Origin of the sequence: Rhodococcus sp. Leaf247 (assembly GCF_001426185.1) — a bacterium.
GTDB lineage: Bacteria > Actinomycetota > Actinomycetes > Mycobacteriales > Mycobacteriaceae > Rhodococcoides.
In genome coordinates this window covers 1287225-1303520 of record NZ_LMRP01000001.1, presented here as the reverse complement: position 1 = coordinate 1303520, position 16296 = coordinate 1287225, and the positions used below count along the sequence as shown (strand labels likewise).

Sequence of the window (16296 nt, the reverse complement as noted above, 5' to 3'; positions counted from 1 at the left end):
TCATGACGACAATCGAAACCTCGACATCCGGCAAGCTCGGTGCACCCAAGGTCGACACCGGAATCATCGACGTCGACATCCACCCTGTTCCTCGCGACGGCCTCATTCGGACCTACCTGCCCAAGAAGTGGCGCGACCACATCGACGAGTACGGCGTCCGCACCACGAACGGCCTGCAGTCGATCGGCGAATACCCGCAGATGTACGGCGGCGCGATGCGCGCCGATTCCTGGCCCGACTCCGGCTACCCGGGTTCGGACCTGGGCCTGATCCAGAAGCAGCTGCTGGACCTTCACGACGTCCAGCTCGGTGTTCTGCAGTGCCTCGCGCCGGGTGGTCAGACCCTGAACCCTGCGTCGCAGGCCCTCAACCCCGAACTCGGTGCGGCGCTGTGCAGCGCGATCAACGACTGGCAGCTCGAACACCTGGTGTACCCGGATCCCCGGCTGCGCGCGGCGATGCCGGTGACCCTCGATTGCCCCGAGTTCGCGATCAAGGAGATCGAGCGCGTGGGAGACGACCCGGGCGTGGTATCGATTCTGGGTCTGAGCAAGACCCTCGAGCCCTTGGGTAGCCGCCGGTACTGGCCGCTCTACGAAGCTGCGGTCGAACGCGGCCTGCCGTTCCAGTTCCACCTCTCCACCGGCGGTGGACATGCCAACACCGGCACCGGCTGGACCTCTTACCACACCGAGTACCACGTCGGGCACGTGCAGAGCTTCCAGTCGCAGATTCTCAGCCTGATCCTCACGGGCACCTTCGACCGGTTCCCGGACCTGAAGATCATGTTCGTCGAGGGCAACGTCGTTCACTTCGCACCATTGATCGAGCGCCTCGACTACCACTGGGAGACCCTTCGCTCCGAGGTCGACCTGCAGCGCAAGCCTTCCGAGTACGTCCGGGACCACATCTGGGCATCGACCCAGCCCATCGACGAGCCCGACAACCCGGCGCACCTCGCCGAGATGATCGAGGAGTTCTGCCCGGACAACGTGCTGTACGCCTCCGACTACCCGCACTTCGATTTCGACTCACCGGAGACGGTATTTCCTCGTAGCTTCCCGGCGGACCTGCGTGAGAAGGTCTTGCGTACGAATGGTCAGAGGTTCTTCGGACTCGAGGTGGGTGCCTGATGGCGAAGTACATCGTGGCGAACTCGACCGAGATCGCTCCGGGCGAGCGCAAGATCGTCGAACTCGAGGGACGGTCCATCGGAGTGTTCAATGTGGACGGCGAGTACTTCGCGCTCCTGAACCAGTGCCCGCACGCTGGAGCGGCCCTGTGCGAACACGGGACCATATTCGGTGTGTCGGCCGCGGACGGCCCCGATACCGATATCGAATACCAGCGCGGCCAGTCGTTGCGTTGCCCGTGGCATCAATGGGAGTTCAACATCCGTACTGGGGAATCGTGGTACGACCCGCGTCGGACGAAGGTACGTAAGTACGAAGTCGACGTCATGGCCGGCTCACCCGAAGACGTGACCGATCCTGATGGGGGCCTGCAGAAGGGTCCTCACGTCATGGAGGGATACGCGATCTCGCTGGAAGAAAACGTTGTCGTCGTCGACACGAGTCGTCGTCGAGCAGGAACACAGCGAAACCGTGAGGCGGAAGCTGTGGCCAAGTAACAGACGCAGTGCGGAGAGTCCCGGCAGATCGACTGCCGGGACTTTTCGCGTTCTGACACGGTCGAAGCGTCGGAGTCGGGCTCACGCAGTCCCGGCGTGGTCACCTTTCACCGGACAATGAAAGAGAGGGCCACCACGAGCCCGAACATGTTCTGTGACATCAAGTTCGGACGAGTCGTGCTCGCCTGGGGGAGCGGGGAAGCCGCCAGCGAGGATGCAGTCAGCTCATTCGCGCGAGGACTCGAGCTGGTTCACCTCGACAGCGTGTGGAACGAGGGAGCTATGGGCGTGAAGTCGAGGCGACCCTCGATCAGAGCATTTGCTCGGGCAAGGCGCTGCCTGCCCTGCCGGGAGAGGTGGACCACGATGCTGCGGCCGTCGTCCGGCCCCGGTTTGCGATACACCGAACCTTCGTCCACCAAGTCGTTGACGAGTCGCGTGACGGTGGCGTTCGAGACCGTCAGGGCCTCCGCGATGTCACTCATCAACATTCCCGGCCTCGCCTCCAATGCGAGCAGCGTTCGCCACGAGTCTTCCCGGAGTCCGATCTCCGCAAGAATTGTGTTCAACTCCCTGCTGACGCGGCGTGCGTTGGTGAGCATCGAATCCAGGACCCGAAAGCCGTCGACAGGGAACAACGGTGACACCTGCTCTCTTCTGGGTTCGTGCACTTCTGCACTGTCGAATGCGCGCGATTCCCGTAGCATAACGCCATGTCGTTGCATGTTGCGATGATCGACGCTCTCGAGGCCAGGGTCGCCGGCACGGATCCACGCGCGTTGCGGATAGGCGTTGCTCTGCCGCTGACGGGCGTGTTGGGTCAGGTCGGACCTTCAGCACTGGACGCGGTACTCCTCGCGGCAGACGAGATCCGGGCCGATCGCGGACGATCCGAGCGGCCATTGCAGCTGGTACTCGTCGATTCCGGCCAGACCGCGGCACACGTTGCCAGCGAGGTGCTGGAGCTCGCCGATGGCGGACTGGTGGATGCGTTCGTCGGACTGCACACCAGCGATCGGATGGCCGCCATCGAAGTGGCGCTGGGAGCATCGACGATGCCCTACATCTGTACTCCGAGCCACGAGGGCACCGATCACGTCGGCGGGGTCTACTGTTCCGGCGAGTCACCCCTGCAGTCGACATCGGGGTTGAGCCGAGTGATGCGGGAGCGCGGGACCCTCATCTGGGCGGTCGTCGGCACCGACTACCTCTGGCCGCAGGTCATGCGCGGTGCCTCACGCGCCGAGATCGAACGGAACGGCGGCGTGGTTCTCCTCGACACGCTGCTGCCGGTCGGCGATGTGCGGGCATACATGCCAGACGTGGTGTCTTCCTTGCACCGACTCGGCATCGAGGGAGCGGTGCTGAACATGCCGGGTAGCGATCTGACAGCGGCGCTGTCGTGCTTGTCCGCTGCGGGACTCGACAGTCGCCTAATTCGATACTCGGGCGGGTTGGAAGAGAATGTCCTGTACGGGATCGGCGGGGACCGCAGTGGCAACCTGTACTCGGCGTTGCACTCGTTCGAGTCGTTGGCTTCGCCTCGACGTCAGGCACTCAACGATCGGTACCGGTCCGCATACGGTGACGACGCCCCCGTACTCAACTCCTGGGCCGAGCATTGCTACGACGGGGTTCACTTCCTGGCCAATCTCGATTCTCGGGATCTGCTGCCAGGTCGGGACCATCCCGCGGTCGGGGCGGCGGCGATGCTCGAACCGAAGTACGACATGCACGTTGCCGTGGCCGCCGGGTCGCGGTTCGAAGTCTTGTAGGTCGGCACCCGCGCATCCTCCGAACGGCCGCGGCGCTCGCGCTGACCCGCGGTAGCCACGCCGTCGACCCGGACATCATTTCGTGTTGGGGAAAATCCCGAAAAACTATTTTCAGCTGCAAACAGTGCGCTAGCGTGTGTCCATCGGGTGGGCCGGGTCACACAGCACCGACTGAGTAGTCCGCCCGTGCACATGTTGCGGTGCCGGGCCGGCTGGGCGGACTCTCAGGGCTCTGTGCCGAGCATGGGTATGTTCTCGTAACAAATTGCACGCGAGTCGATTTGGCTATGTTGCATGCGAAACCTCCTCGACTCGATCAGGAAACGAGTCTGCAACACCTCGCCCATACTGTTTTCACGTGAAACTACCTTGCGGGTCATCGCAAGAACCACGCACGGAAGGAGAGACCGTGATCGACCACACCGAGATCGCGTACCTGGAACTGACCGAAGTGTCGGAGTTGATCAAGGCGCGCCAGCTCACGTCGAGGGAGGTGACCGAGGCGATCCTGTCGCGAATGGACACTCTCGATCCAACGTTGAACAGCTACGTCCATCCCATGCCGGACGCAGCCCTCTCGGCGGCCGATGCAGCTGACGACGACCTGGCGCACGGGCGTGACAGGGGGCCCCTGCACGGAGTGCCGATCGGCGTGAAAGATCTCTGCTACACAACCGATGCCCCGACCGCGTCGGGTGGAACGCTGCACGCCGCCCATCTCTCCTCGTTCGACGCCACGGTCGTTACCCGACTTCGTCGCGCCGGTGCCGTCATCACCGGCAAGTTGCGAATGACCGAAGGTGCGTACACCAATCATCACCCGGATCTCCCGACCCCCGTCAACCCGTGGCACCCGGACACCTGGAGCGGCGTGTCGTCCAGCGGATCCGGAGTCGCCACCGCGGCCGGTCTCTGCTTCGGTTCCCTCGGCTCGGACACCGGTGGTTCGATTCGACTTCCGTCGAGCGCGAACGGCGTGACCGGCGTGATGCCGACCTGGGGCCGTGTGAGTCGGTACGGCGTCGTGGAACTGGCCGGCAGCATGGATCACATCGGCCCCATGTGCCGTAGCGCCAAAGACTGTGCGGCGATGCTCGGAGTCATCGCCGGGCAGGACCACAACGATCCCACCAGCTCGAGTGAACCCGTCCCGGACTATCTCGGCGGCCTCGCACGGACCGCGCGTCCCCGAATCGGCCTCGACCGCAGCCTGTTGTCCAGCTTCGACGAAACCACGCGACAGATGCTGCGAAACGTGCTCGACGTGGTACGCGGCCTCGGGTGGCAGGTAGTGGAAGTCGAGACGCCCGACCTTCCTGTGATTGCAGCGGACTTTGCTGCTTTGTGCGCGGCGGAGGCCGCGGCAGCGCACGCGGACACCTATCCCTCCCGCGCAGAAGAATACGGCCAGGTCTTTCGCGATGCTCTCGATGCAGGAAGATCCATGAACGCGGTCGAACTCGTTCGACTGCAGACGAACCGGCGCGCATTCGCCGGCCGTCTGCGTCGCGTCTTCGACAGTATTGACCTGCTGCTCATGCCCGCAGTGGGATTCGCATCCCCCACCGTGGAGATCCTGGAGACTTTGGGCTCCAATGCGGACCTACTGGCCGCCCTCCTCACTCCCACAGCGCCGTTCGACATGGCCGGGGTGCCCACCATCACGTTGCCGGGCGGCTTCACCGACCGTGGCACACCGCTCGGATTCCAATTCGTGGCCAGGCAGTTCGAGGAGCAACTGATGCTGCAGGCCGCCCATGCGTTCCAACAGGTAACAGCATTCCATCGGTCGCATCCGCAGCCGGTGGCGAATTCGCGCTTCGAAGGAGTCGCACAATGAAGGGAATACACGACGTCGGGGGATCCGACGGCTACGGCCCGATCGTGGTCGACGCCGACGAAAAGATCTGGCACGCGGAATGGGAGAAGGCTGTCTTCTCGTTCTTCACCCAGGGCGCCGTGGCTGGATTCTTCAACCTGGACGAGTTCCGCGCCGAGATCGAACGGATGAGTCCCGCAGACTACCTTCTGACCCCCTACTACGCACACTGGTTCCATTCGTTCGAGCACCACATCGCTCGCAGCGATGACACCTTCGTGGCAGAGATGGATCGGCGGACCCAAGAGTATCTCGCGGACCGTGACAAGCCTCTTCCCCCGAACACGAACCACGAGCTCGCCGATCTGATCGGTGAACTCGCCTATGCGGGCGCCCCGACGCATCGCGACGTGGACACGGAACCAGTGTTCTCGGTGGGCGACCGGGTGCTCGTCTCCTCGACGGTTCCCTTCCATCACACCCGCAAGGCCGGCTACGTCCAGGGCAAGGTCGGGGAGATCGTTCTCCATCACGGCGGGCACGTCTTCCCGGACTCGAACGCGGACGGCCGCGGCGAAGAACCCCACCACGTGTACAGCGTCCGGTTCCGCGCCAGCGACCTGTTCGGCGACGGCATCGGCGACGCCCACACTTGGAACACCATCGACCTGTGGGAGCCCTACCTGTCCCACGCTACTTCCGAAGGACTGAAATGACCGAGTACACCCACGCTTTCAGTGGCCCCATCGTTCCGCTGGACACCGCGGAATTCGACGAGTACATGACCGCGCGCGTGAAGGCCATGGAATCGATCCTCATCGAACGCGGTGTCGTCTCCACCGACGCAGTCGACCGCATCACCAACATCTACGAACACGAAGTGGGCCCACAGATCGGCGCCAAGGTGGTCGCACGCGCTTGGACCGACCCGAGCTTCAAGGAGCGTCTCTTGGCGGACGCAACAGCGGCCTGCGCCGAGATGGGCGTCAGTGGTCTGCAAGGCGAAGCCATGATCGCCGTGGAAAACACGGACTCGACCCACAACGTGATCGTCTGCACTCTGTGCTCGTGCTACCCGTGGCCGGTCCTCGGGCTGCCTCCGAACTGGTATAAGGCCATGCCTTACCGGGCGCGAGTGGTGCGCGATCCTCGGTCGGTACTGGCCGAATTCGGTACCGACGTCGGCGACAAGGAGATCGTCGTGTGGGATTCGAGCGCTGAGATGCGCTACTGGGTGCTGCCTCAGCGACCTCACGGAACCGACGGCTGGACACCCGAACAACTCGAGTCGGTCGTCACACGAGACTCCATCATCGGTGTGGGCACCATCGCCGATGTCGTGGAAGTGGCCTCGTCGTGACCGAGTGCTTCCAGCTCAGCAGCGATGAACTCGCCGACATCCGCGAGCGAAGTGCGCGGCCGGCCCCCGACGGTGACGAACCGTTCCGATTGCCCTGGGAGCTCCGTAGTTTCGCTCTCGCGGTCGCCTACTTCGAGTCGCGCGGGTTCCCGTGGACAGATTTCCAGCATCGCCTCGTGTCGGCGATCGCCGAGTCCGAAGCAACCGACGCACCCGAGCAGTACTACGAGCGCTGGGTCGAAGCTCTGCTAGCGCTGGTGACCGAGTTCGACGGCGTCGACCCGAGCGATCTGGATCGACGAACGGCGGAGATCCTGGCTACGCCGCGCGATGCGACACATCAGCACGCGCACGACGGCCCTGCTGCTGTCGATCACGCTCACTGACAGCGCACAACAAGTAATTCCGTGCCGGGCGCCTCGCGCGTCCGGCACGGGCAATCACCTCCAACTACGGCCGCCCTCGACGCACATCTTTCAGACACCCGACACAGGAGCGGCACGTGATCCACACAGGTTTCGTTCACCCCGTGGCGGCCTCGTCGGAACGGCTGCGTCTGGCTGGTGTGCTCGGAGCTGTCGTCGTACTGCACCCGATCGGCTGGTCACTTTACGTTCTTGTTCGGGCTGGGACTCGAGACCGCGAGCGAAATCACGTTGCTCACCCTGTCCGCAACTGCAGCCGCAGCCGGCGAGATCTCCTTGCTGACCGTCCTGTTGTTGCCCATTCTCTTCGCTGCCGGCATGACCATGATGGACACCGTCGACAGCCTGGCGATGTCGCGCGCCTACTCCTGGGCGGCTGACGAACCCGGGCGCAGACTGTTCTTCAATGTGGCGACCACCGCCGGCACCGTGCTTGTCGGCATTCTGGTCGCATCGGTGTACCTCGCAGCATTTGTCTCGAGCCACGTCGATTCGGACAACGTGGTCGATCGAGGACTGACGTCGTACGGCGACATCAGTGCACACTTCGAACTTCTGGGCTACTGCATCGCGGGCTTCTTCGCCCTATGGTGGCTGATTGCAAGACTGCTCTGGACGGTTCGATACCGGCACATGGTCGAGTCGCCAGTCTTGAACTGCCCCATTGTTCGTAGCACCACTCCCTCCTGCCACCTGATCGTGGCGTCGCCTGAAACATCTCACCCGAACGGGAAAGCCATGCCCTTCAAGGACTATTTCGCAGGTCCGTCGACGAGTCTCGACGACCAGATCGAAAGTTTTGCCACTACGCGCGTACCGGACAGTCAACGCTGGCGTCGGCCGGCGATCCTTCTTGTCCTGACAGGCAACATCACAGCCATGTTCTGGTTCATCCTCGGAGGTCAGATCGGAAGTCTGGTCGGGTGGCCCGGCCTTCTGCTCCCGATTTCGTACCTCGTCATCGGGGCGACACTGGTGGGATCAGTGGTGATGCGGATGGCGAGCCAGGAAGGACTCTCACTACCGTTGCTGACGCGCGGTCTCGGTTTCGGCGTCAAGGGCTCAGCAATTGCCTCCCTCATCTACGGTGTGAATTTCGTGTTCTATTTCATCTTCGAAGGCAGCATCGTTTCGCATGCGATCAGCGAGTACGCCGGAATTGCCATCGATTCTTTCTGGGCCACGGTGGTGTTCGCAGCCGTCGCGCTTGTGACACTGTACTTCGCCTGGCGGGGCATGCATTCGATGAATGTCCTCCAGCGTTTCGGTGCCCCGATATTTCTGGTGCTGTTCGCCATCGGGATCTACATGCTAGCCAACGGCTACGAACTTGTGGGGCCCGGTGAATGGAAGCAGTCCGACAGCACATCCGGGACTGCTATGTGGCAAGCCTTCAGTCTCGTCAACGGCCAGGTGGTGTTTCAGGCTCTGATCGCGACCGATTACGGCCGCTTCGTCAAGCGGAAGGTCTCGTACGCGGGAACCGCAGGCGTCATGTTCGTCGAACTGATTGCCATCGTGCCGATCCTTCTGATCGGCGTGCTCTTCACCGAGACGATGGTGAGGGTGTTCACCGATGAAGGGCGCCCGACCGCCGTGCTCGATTCCATCGACCCAGGCTTGTACTTCGCGGTCGTGATGGGGCTGCTCGGTGTCGTGTTCGCCATCATCACCCAAGTCCGAATCAACGTGATGAACCTGTACTCAGGTTCCCTTGCTCTGGCGAACGCTAACGACGCAGTGTCACCACGAAAAGTAGGCCGGCAATGGTGGATGGTGGGCCTGATCATCGCGGGAATCGCGTGTTACCCCCTCAACGTGCTGCAATATCTGGACAAGGCACTGGCGGTCACCGGCATCATGACCAATACGTGGATCTTCATCGTTCTCGCGGACTACTTCGTCTGCCGCAAACTGTTGAAGCTGGCTCCGAGTGGGAACATCGAGTACCGAGACGGTTTCCTTGTGGACTGGAATCCGTGCGGCATCATCTCGATGGTCGCGGGTCTGCTGGTGGGGGCAGCCGGGATCTTCGAGCTGTACCCGTCGTACTATGCTTCGTTCGCTGCGATGATTGTCGGTCCGTTGGTACACATCCCGCTGACAGCTCTGACCAAGGGGCGGTTCTACGAGCGCAGCTCCCCGGCTCCCGAACCGGCCGCCGAATCCGCATGACCTGACACTCGTCTCCCCGCCGGACCCGGCACTACCGTGCCGGGTCCGGCGCAGTCGGTGCGCGGGTCCTCGTGCCCGCGTTCGACGGTGACAAAGGGCCCCGGCACCTGGAGGTGCCGGGGCCCGTCGAGGTCGAGCGAGTCAGTCAGTCCACTGCACGATCTTGTTCGTATCGAGTAGCCCCGACAGTCGCGCCTTGTCGTACCCGATCTCGGAGAGAACCTCACAGGTGTGCTCGCCCAACAGGGGTGCGGGGTAGCGCAACCACCCTTTCTCGCTTCCGGTCACCGTCACGGCCTGGCCGAGCACCTTCATCGGCCCGATCGTGGTGTGCTCGACTGTGGCAATCATGTCGAGCCCCGCTGTCACGGGGTGTTCGAGAGCTTGATCGACGGTCAGCACGGGTCCGCACGGAACGCCTGACGCGCCGACGGTTCGGAGCCATTGCTCGGTGTCACGACGGGCAAGCACTTCTTCGATGAGCTGTCGCAACTCGACGCGGTGCGCCATCCGCGCGGCGTTGTCGGCGAACCGCTCGTCTCGCTTCAACTCCTCCAGGTCGAGGACGTCACACAGCCGATGCCACATCTTCTCGTTTCCGCACGCGAGGGTCATCGCACCGTCGCCGGTCTTGAATGTTCCCTGCGGGAACATGATCGGGTGGTCGTTACCGTCCTGGCCGGGCACGATCCCGGTGCTGAGATACTTCTGCGCCTGGTAGGACAACATGGTCAGCATCGTCTGCATGAGCGATCCCTCGACGACGGATCCCACACCGGTGCGTTCACGCTCGAACAGCGCCGCCAGCACCCCCACAGCCCCGAAAACTCCTGTGGCGGAATCGGCGACGGCTATACCCACGCGTAGTGGGCCGGTCTCGGGGGTACCGGTGATACTCATGAGGCCAGACATCGCCTGTGCGGTCTGGTCGAAACCCGGAAGGGACGCTCCGGGGCCTCGCTGACCGAACCCACTGAGCGAGACGTAGATCAGACGTGGGTTCGTCTGGTGCAGTGTCGCAGGACCGAGTCCCATCGCGTCTGCGGTCCCGGGCTTGAAGTTCTGCACGAACACATCGGCTGAGCGGATGAGGTCGAGGCACGCCTGCATGCCCTCGTCGGTGCGCAGGTCCAGGGCCACGCTGCGTTTATTGCGATTGATCGACATGTAATAGACGCTCTCGTCGTCCTGGAACGGGCCCGACTCCCGCGCCGGATCGCCGATGGGGAGCGATTCGATCTTGATGACATCGGCGCCGAGATCGGCAAGTTGCATCGTCAGGGTGGGTCCGGAGAGGTATCTCGTCAGGTCGACTACTCGGATGCCGTCCAGTGCGGCCATGTCAGACTCCTTCTCCGTCGCCGAAGACAGGGCGGCGACCTTGGGTGAATGCGGCGACGCCTTCTTTGAGGTCGTCGCCTTCGTACGCTTCGACAGTGAGTCGATGAATGAGCTCGGTGTCCTCTGCGGTGAGCGCTCTGCCGTGCATGTCGGCGATCACTTTGGCTGCGCGAATCGTCACGGCGGATTGATTGCAGATAGAGGTGACCAGAGCGACCGTCTCCGCCGCGAGGTCGTCCGGTGCGACGACCTTCTGGGCGAATCCGATGCGTTCGGCGTCCGCTGCGTCGAGCAGCTCGCCACTGAAGAGCAGGTACTTCAGCGCTGCGGGCCCGATGACGGCAGATGCGGCCCGAGATTCGGTGTAACCGAGGATGACACCGAGCTTGCCGACCGGGATTCCGATCCGCGCGTCGTCGGCCACCAAGCGGATGTCGCATGCCGTGGCGAGTTCACACCCGCCGCCGACTGCGAGGCCGCGAACAGCTGCGATGACGGGAACGGGGAGTGCGGTGACGGCGCGCAGGGTTCCGGATACGAACTCGTTGTAGTGCATGGCGTCGCGCGAGGTCATGCGGGTATCGGGGAACTGTTTGATGTCGGCACCGGCGGCGAAAGCCCTTGCGCCGGAGCCTCGGACGATCACCGCTCGAAGTTCGCTGTCGTGGGCGAGTTGTTCGAAGGTGCTCCGGAGACGCTGCCAGCTCTCGAGTGCGAGGGCGTTGAGCGCGGATGGGTGACTGAGGGTGACGATCGCGACCGGTCCGCACCGCTGGACCCCGATGCGGTCGATGACAGCGTCTGCCGGCGGCTCGGCGGTCATGAGGTCGATCAGCTCGCTCGTACGACGGGTGGCGGTGAGCTGTTCTGTACTGGTGGTCATGGCCTTGCTGCTTCCTCGGGTCGATGAGTCGGGTGCTCCGGATCGGGGAGCGTCATCACGGTGCAACTGGTGTGCCTGTGGGGGAACGCCGAACGGGGACGAGCGCGTGTCGTGCTCGTCCCCGTGCAGCGCCGTGGTCAGCGAGAGGTGTCGATGGAGACGTGCTTGCGCTGCGTGAAGCTCTCGATCATTCCTTCGAGCGAGAACTCGCGTCCGATGCCACTGCTCTTGACTCCGCCATAAGATTGTCCGAGTACCTGTCCGCCGCCCTGGTTGACCTGGATCCAGCCGGCCTCGATGGAATGCGCGGCCCGCAACGCACGACCGATGTCGTGGGTCCAGATGAACGCGGACAGTCCGTAGTGGGTGTCGTTGGCCATGCGGATGACCTCGTCTTCGTCATCCCAGGGGATCACGCACATGACGGGTCCGAAGATCTCCTCCTGCGCGACGCGCCAGCTGTTCTCGACACCGAGGATGACGGTCGGCTCGATGTAGTAGCCGCCGGCCAGCGGGCCGGCCGTGGGCGGGAGCCCACCGACCGCGGCGCTGCTGCCGTTACCGTTGAGCCCCTCGTCGATGTATCCGCAGACGCGATCGAACTGCTTCTTGTTGACGATGGCACCGATGTCCGACGCCTCGTCGAGGGGGTCGCCGACGGTCAGAGTCGACAGATTCGCCGTCACCTTGTCGACGAACGAGTCCACGATCGAGCGGTGTACGAAGACTCGAGACCCGGCAGTGCAGGACTGGCCCTGACGGACGAATCGCATACCGGTGACGGTTCCTTGCGCCACCCAGTCCTCGTCCGCGTCCGGGTAGACGATCTGCGGGTTTTTCCCGCCGAGTTCCAGCGAGACCGGCACGATACGTTCCGAGGCGGCCTGCATGATGCGCGAACCGACCGCAGTGGAACCGGTGAAGGACAGTTTGCCGACGTCGGGGTTGGTGATAAGCGCTTCCCCGGCCTCGGTGCCGTAGCCGACGACGACGTTGAGGACGCCTCGCGGAAGGTGCTCGTTGGCGATCGCTGCGATCTCGAGTACCGCCAGCGGCGCATCCTCGGCCGCTTTGAGGACCAGGGTGTTACCCGCAGCCAACGCAGACGCCATCTTCATGGCGGCCAGCTGCACCGGAGCGTTCCAGGGCGTGATGGCGCCGACGACACCGATCGGTTCGCGGCGTGAGTAGTCCAGGACGTGCGAGTTCAGCGGCAAGGTCTCGCCCTTGACCTCGCCTGCAACCGACCCGAAATAACGGAAGACGTCTATCGCGAAGTTGACCTCGCCGCGCGACTGCGTGCGCAGCGCGTTGCCGTTCTCGGCGGAGATGATCCGGGCGATGCGCTCGACGTGAGGCTCGATGGCATCGGCGATCTGCTGGAGCAGGCGGCCGCGTGCTCGCGGTGAGATGTCACGCCAGCCAGGGAAGGCGCGGGATGCGGCGTTGACGGCGTCTGTGATGTCCTTCTCGCCTCCGCGCGGTACGCGGGCGATCGTCGAACGGTCGCGGGGACTCTCGACGTCGATCCATCGATCGTCGCGTCCTGCGACCCACTCGCCGTCGATCAGGTTGAGGTACTCATTGGCGTAGTCGACTGTCACTGCAGCCATGGTTGTGTCCTTTCGCAGAATGTTCGGGGAGAGTGTGCGAGCAGCGCTCAGGCCTGCACGCGCACCGTCGTGATGACTGCAGAGGCGTCGAGATGGCCGCGGTCGGTGGACAGTTCGTCGAGCTTCGCGCGTGCACCCGCACCGACGACCAGTTCGACGCCGGCGCTCTCGGCGGCGGTGGCCGCCAACCCGAGATCCTTCGCGAGAAGTGCCGCAGCGAACTTGGGTGCGTAGTCGTTGTCCGCGGCCGATCCCTCGACCAGGCCCGGGGCCGGGCAGAAGTTGTGCAGTGCCCAGCTGTCGCCCGAGGAGGTGCTCAGTACGTCGAACAGCTTCTGCGAGGACAGGCCTAGGTTCTCGGCGATCACGAACGCCTCGGCGGTCGCGACGAGCGCACTTCCGAACACCATCTGATTGCAGGCCTTGGCCACCTGGCCGGCTCCGGCACTTCCACAGACGACGAGGCGTGCGCCCATGATGTCGAAGAGAGAGCGGACCTTGTCGATGGTCGTCTCGTTCCCGCCGATCATGAACGTCAGCGTGCCGTTCACCGCACCTGCGAGCCCGCCGGAGACCGGGGCGTCGAGAACCTCGAGACCCAGCTTCTCGCCTGCGGCGTGAACGTCGAGGGACGTCGGGACGTCGATCGAGGACGAGTCGATCACGACGGCGCCGGCGGGGAGAGCCGACAGGGGGCCGTCGTCGGCGAGCAGCACGGACCTGACGTGATCGCCCTTGGGAAGCATGGTGATCAAGGTGTCGACGCCGGTCGCTGCCTCGACGGCGGATGCGACGACCTTGACACCGTCGGCGGCAGCCGCGTCGCGCGCCTGGGCGGTGACGTCGAAGCCGCGCACTTCGTGGCCGGCCTTGACGAGATTGGCGGCCATCGGGCGCCCCATCGTTCCCAGGCCGATGAAACCGATCGTGCTCATAATGCCTCTTCCCGAAGATCTGATTGTGGTCCCCTTCACTATGAGACGGTGATCGGTGCACAACAAGAGGGTCCTGCGCAGCGGTCGTGTGCCAGAATGCACAGCATGAATCTGGAGGATCTGCGTTTCTTCTTGGCTCTGACCCGGTACGGGACGTTGTCCGTGGCTGCGGATCGACTCGGAGTCGAGCACACGACCATTCGTCGACGCGTGACCGCGCTCGAAAAGGTGCTCGGGAAGCGGTTGTTCGACAAGACCACGCGCGGTTGGACATTGACTACGGCAGGCCAACGGTTGCTGCCGTACGCCCAGCGCATCGAGTCCGAGTCCGACGCGGCCGAGGCCGCCGTGGGAAACCAGACACTGAGTTTGAGTGGAACCGTGCGCATCGTCGCTACCGATGGCTTCGGCGCCTCCGTCGTCGCGCCGGGTATGGCCCGACTGCGCGACGAGCACCCGGGCATCGAGGTCGAGCTCGTGACAAGTAGCCACCTGCTGACGTACAACGTGGGGGAGTTCGACATCGCGGTGACCGTGCACAAGCCTGAGCGCCCGGGTTTCACCATGACGCACTTGTGCGATTACGACCTCAGGCTGTTTGCGAGCCCCAGCTATCTGGCGTCGCACCCCACGTTGCGCAGTATTGCCGATCTGCGCGATCACGACATGATCTGGTTCGTCGAGTCGATGCTGGATCTGCCCGAACTCCGCAGCGCCGAGGACATCGCCTCGCGCGCAAAGATCGTCTTTCGGACCACCAGTTTGTTCGGCCAACTCGAAGCTGCCGCGAGCGGTGTCGGCCTGGCGCTGATTCCGAGCTTCCTTGCCCAGCACGACCCGCGGCTGCGGCCGGTACTCCACGACGAAGTTCGCGCAGTGCGAAGTTTCTGGCTCGTCGTACCGGCGCGACTGCTCAACACCGAGCGCGTCACCGCCGTGTGCGAGCACCTCAACACCACGGCCTTGATGTTCGGGGACCGATTGCTGCCGCCACCGCACAGAAGCTGACCGGGGACGCTGTCGGCGTCCCCGGTCAGGTCGAATCAGACGGTTTCGGTGATGGGTCGATCGACCCAGGACATCAGACCTCGGAGACCGGCTCCGACTTCTTCGATGCCGTGCTGCTTCCCCTGCTCTCGCAGCCGCAGGAAGTTCGGGCGACCGTTGTCGTCCTCGGCGATCCACTCGGCCGCGAACGTACCGTCCTGAATTTCCCCGAGAATGTTCTTCATCTCCGCGCGCGTGGCGTCGTTGACGATCCGCGGTCCGCGGGTCAGGTCACCGTACTCGCAGGTGTCGCTGCAGGAGTAGCGCTGACGAGCGATACCGCCTTCGTACATGAGGTCGACGATCAGCTTCAGTTCGTGCAGCACCTCGAAGTACGCGATCTCCGGCTGGTAACCGGCGTCGACGAGGGTGTCGAAACCAGCTTGGATGAGCGAGGAGGCTCCGCCGCACAGCACCGCCTGCTCGCCGAAGAGATCGGTCTCGGTCTCCTCCGCGAACGTTGTACTGATGACGCCGGCGCGAGTTCCACCGATGCCCTTGGCGTATGCCAGAGCGACATCGAGAGCGCGGCCGGACGCATCCTCCTCCACTGCGACGAGGCAGGGCACACCGTGACCGTCGTTGAATTGGCGACGCACGAGGTGTCCCGGGCCCTTGGGTGCCACCAGAGCGACATCGATGCCGTCCTTGGCGGTGATGTATCCGAAGCGGATGTTGAACCCGTGACTGAACAGCAGCATGTTGCCGGGCTCGAGATTGGGTTCGATGTCCTGCGCGTACAACGAGCGCTGCACGGTGTCCGGAGCCTGGATGGAGATCACGTCGGCTTCCGCCGCGGCCGCCGCGGGGGTGAGTACACGTAAGCCCTGCTCCTCGGCCTTGGCCCGCGACTTCGAGCCCTCGGGGAGGCCGACTCGCACGTCGACTCCGGAATCGCGCAGGTTGAGCGCATGTGCGTGGCCCTGGCTGCCGTATCCGATAACGGCGACCTTGCGCCCGCTCAGCGCCGACAGGTCGGCATCATCTTCGTAATAAACTTTCGCAGGCATAGTCATTTCCTTGCTGAAGTGGCATTCGGATGCGTGAAGTTCCGTGACGGTCGGACCGGAGGTTCCGTGGGCGGACCGTACGAACCATGCACGTAATGAGACGGGCGGACTGCTGACGCGATCTTGTGGACGCGTCAACCCGCTCGACGGGTCGATCCCAAAAGAGGAGTGGATCCAGGATACGTGCCCAGGGTCGAGATCGAGCATTCGGGCGTACCGCGAGGTGTGACAGCGCAACCGCGTGTCGTACGAGAGCGGTGCTGCGGGGCCCGTCGGCTGCTTA

At 63.7% G+C, this 16296-nt stretch carries 15 protein-coding genes; 9 read left to right on the top strand and 6 right to left on the bottom strand.

Annotated features, from left to right (window positions below):
* The first annotated feature begins 2 nt into the window (after positions 1 to 2).
* On the top strand, positions 3 to 1133 hold the full coding sequence (locus tag ASG64_RS06210) for an amidohydrolase family protein (protein WP_056071080.1): 1131 nt from the start codon (positions 3 to 5) through the stop codon (positions 1131 to 1133).
* The gene (locus tag ASG64_RS06205) at positions 1133 to 1630 is read left to right on the top strand and encodes a Rieske (2Fe-2S) protein (RefSeq protein ID WP_056071077.1); all 498 of its coding nucleotides are present in this window, start codon (positions 1133 to 1135) and stop codon (positions 1628 to 1630) included. The genes ASG64_RS06210 and ASG64_RS06205 overlap by 1 nt, the downstream gene beginning before the upstream one ends.
* A 251-nt stretch (positions 1631 to 1881) precedes the next feature.
* Here the strand turns inward: ASG64_RS06205 and ASG64_RS06200 are convergent, their stop codons facing one another.
* Entirely contained in the window at positions 1882 to 2277 is a 396-nt protein-coding gene (locus tag ASG64_RS06200; RefSeq protein ID WP_056071073.1) for a MarR family winged helix-turn-helix transcriptional regulator, read from the bottom strand.
* 66 nt (positions 2278 to 2343) lie between these two features.
* On the opposite strand from ASG64_RS06200, the gene ASG64_RS06195 reads away from it, so the two are divergent.
* The 6 genes from ASG64_RS06195 to ASG64_RS06170 all read left to right on the top strand — a co-directional run bounded on the left by ASG64_RS06195 (position 2344) and on the right by ASG64_RS06170 (position 9184).
* Positions 2344 to 3405, top strand: a complete 1062-nt coding sequence (locus ASG64_RS06195) for an ABC transporter substrate-binding protein (RefSeq protein ID WP_056071070.1) — start codon at positions 2344 to 2346, stop codon at positions 3403 to 3405.
* Positions 3406 to 3670: 265 nt separating this feature from the next.
* Positions 3671 to 5245, top strand: coding sequence for an amidase (locus ASG64_RS06190; RefSeq protein ID WP_235579502.1), 1575 nt, complete (start codon positions 3671 to 3673; stop codon positions 5243 to 5245).
* On the top strand, positions 5242 to 5940 hold the full coding sequence (gene nthB / locus ASG64_RS06185) for a nitrile hydratase subunit beta (protein WP_056071067.1): 699 nt from the start codon (positions 5242 to 5244) through the stop codon (positions 5938 to 5940). The genes ASG64_RS06190 and nthB overlap by 4 nt, the downstream gene beginning before the upstream one ends.
* Before the next feature lie 65 nt (positions 5941 to 6005).
* Entirely contained in the window at positions 6006 to 6584 is a 579-nt protein-coding gene (gene nthA / locus ASG64_RS06180) for a nitrile hydratase subunit alpha (protein ID WP_056072799.1), read from the top strand.
* Positions 6581 to 6970 carry a nitrile hydratase accessory protein gene (locus ASG64_RS06175; RefSeq protein WP_056071063.1) on the top strand — a complete coding sequence of 130 codons (390 nt, stop codon included), beginning with the start codon at positions 6581 to 6583 and terminating at the stop codon, positions 6968 to 6970. Before nthA ends, ASG64_RS06175 begins: the two co-directional genes overlap by 4 nt.
* Before the next feature lie 231 nt (positions 6971 to 7201).
* A complete protein-coding gene (locus ASG64_RS06170) occupies positions 7202 to 9184 on the top strand; it encodes a HoxN/HupN/NixA family nickel/cobalt transporter (protein WP_156388269.1) in 1983 nt (660 codons plus the stop codon).
* Positions 9185 to 9325: 141 nt separating this feature from the next.
* Here the strand turns inward: ASG64_RS06170 and ASG64_RS06165 are convergent, their stop codons facing one another.
* The 4 genes from ASG64_RS06165 to mmsB all read right to left on the bottom strand — a co-directional run bounded on the left by ASG64_RS06165 (position 9326) and on the right by mmsB (position 13956).
* Complete coding sequence (locus tag ASG64_RS06165) at positions 9326 to 10525, bottom strand: CaiB/BaiF CoA transferase family protein (protein WP_056071061.1); 1200 nt, start codon at positions 10523 to 10525, stop codon at positions 9326 to 9328.
* A gap of 1 nt (position 10526) precedes the next feature.
* Positions 10527 to 11408: an enoyl-CoA hydratase/isomerase family protein gene (locus tag ASG64_RS06160; protein ID WP_056071058.1), complete on the bottom strand. Its 882-nt coding sequence runs from the start codon at positions 11406 to 11408 to the stop codon at positions 10527 to 10529.
* Positions 11409 to 11545: 137 nt separating this feature from the next.
* Complete coding sequence (locus ASG64_RS06155) at positions 11546 to 13021, bottom strand: aldehyde dehydrogenase family protein (protein ID WP_056071055.1); 1476 nt, start codon at positions 13019 to 13021, stop codon at positions 11546 to 11548.
* 47 nt (positions 13022 to 13068) lie between these two features.
* Positions 13069 to 13956 (bottom strand): 3-hydroxyisobutyrate dehydrogenase, encoded by an 888-nt coding sequence (mmsB, locus tag ASG64_RS06150; RefSeq protein ID WP_056071052.1) that lies wholly within the window; start codon positions 13954 to 13956, stop codon positions 13069 to 13071.
* A 105-nt stretch (positions 13957 to 14061) separates the two neighbouring features.
* On the opposite strand from mmsB, the gene ASG64_RS06145 reads away from it, so the two are divergent.
* Positions 14062 to 14964, top strand: coding sequence for a LysR family transcriptional regulator (locus ASG64_RS06145; RefSeq protein ID WP_200933422.1), 903 nt, complete (start codon positions 14062 to 14064; stop codon positions 14962 to 14964).
* 35 nt (positions 14965 to 14999) lie between these two features.
* Here the strand turns inward: ASG64_RS06145 and ilvC are convergent, their stop codons facing one another.
* Positions 15000 to 16013, bottom strand: coding sequence for a ketol-acid reductoisomerase (ilvC, locus tag ASG64_RS06140; protein ID WP_056071046.1), 1014 nt, complete (start codon positions 16011 to 16013; stop codon positions 15000 to 15002).
* Between the last annotated feature and the right edge of the window lie 283 nt (positions 16014 to 16296).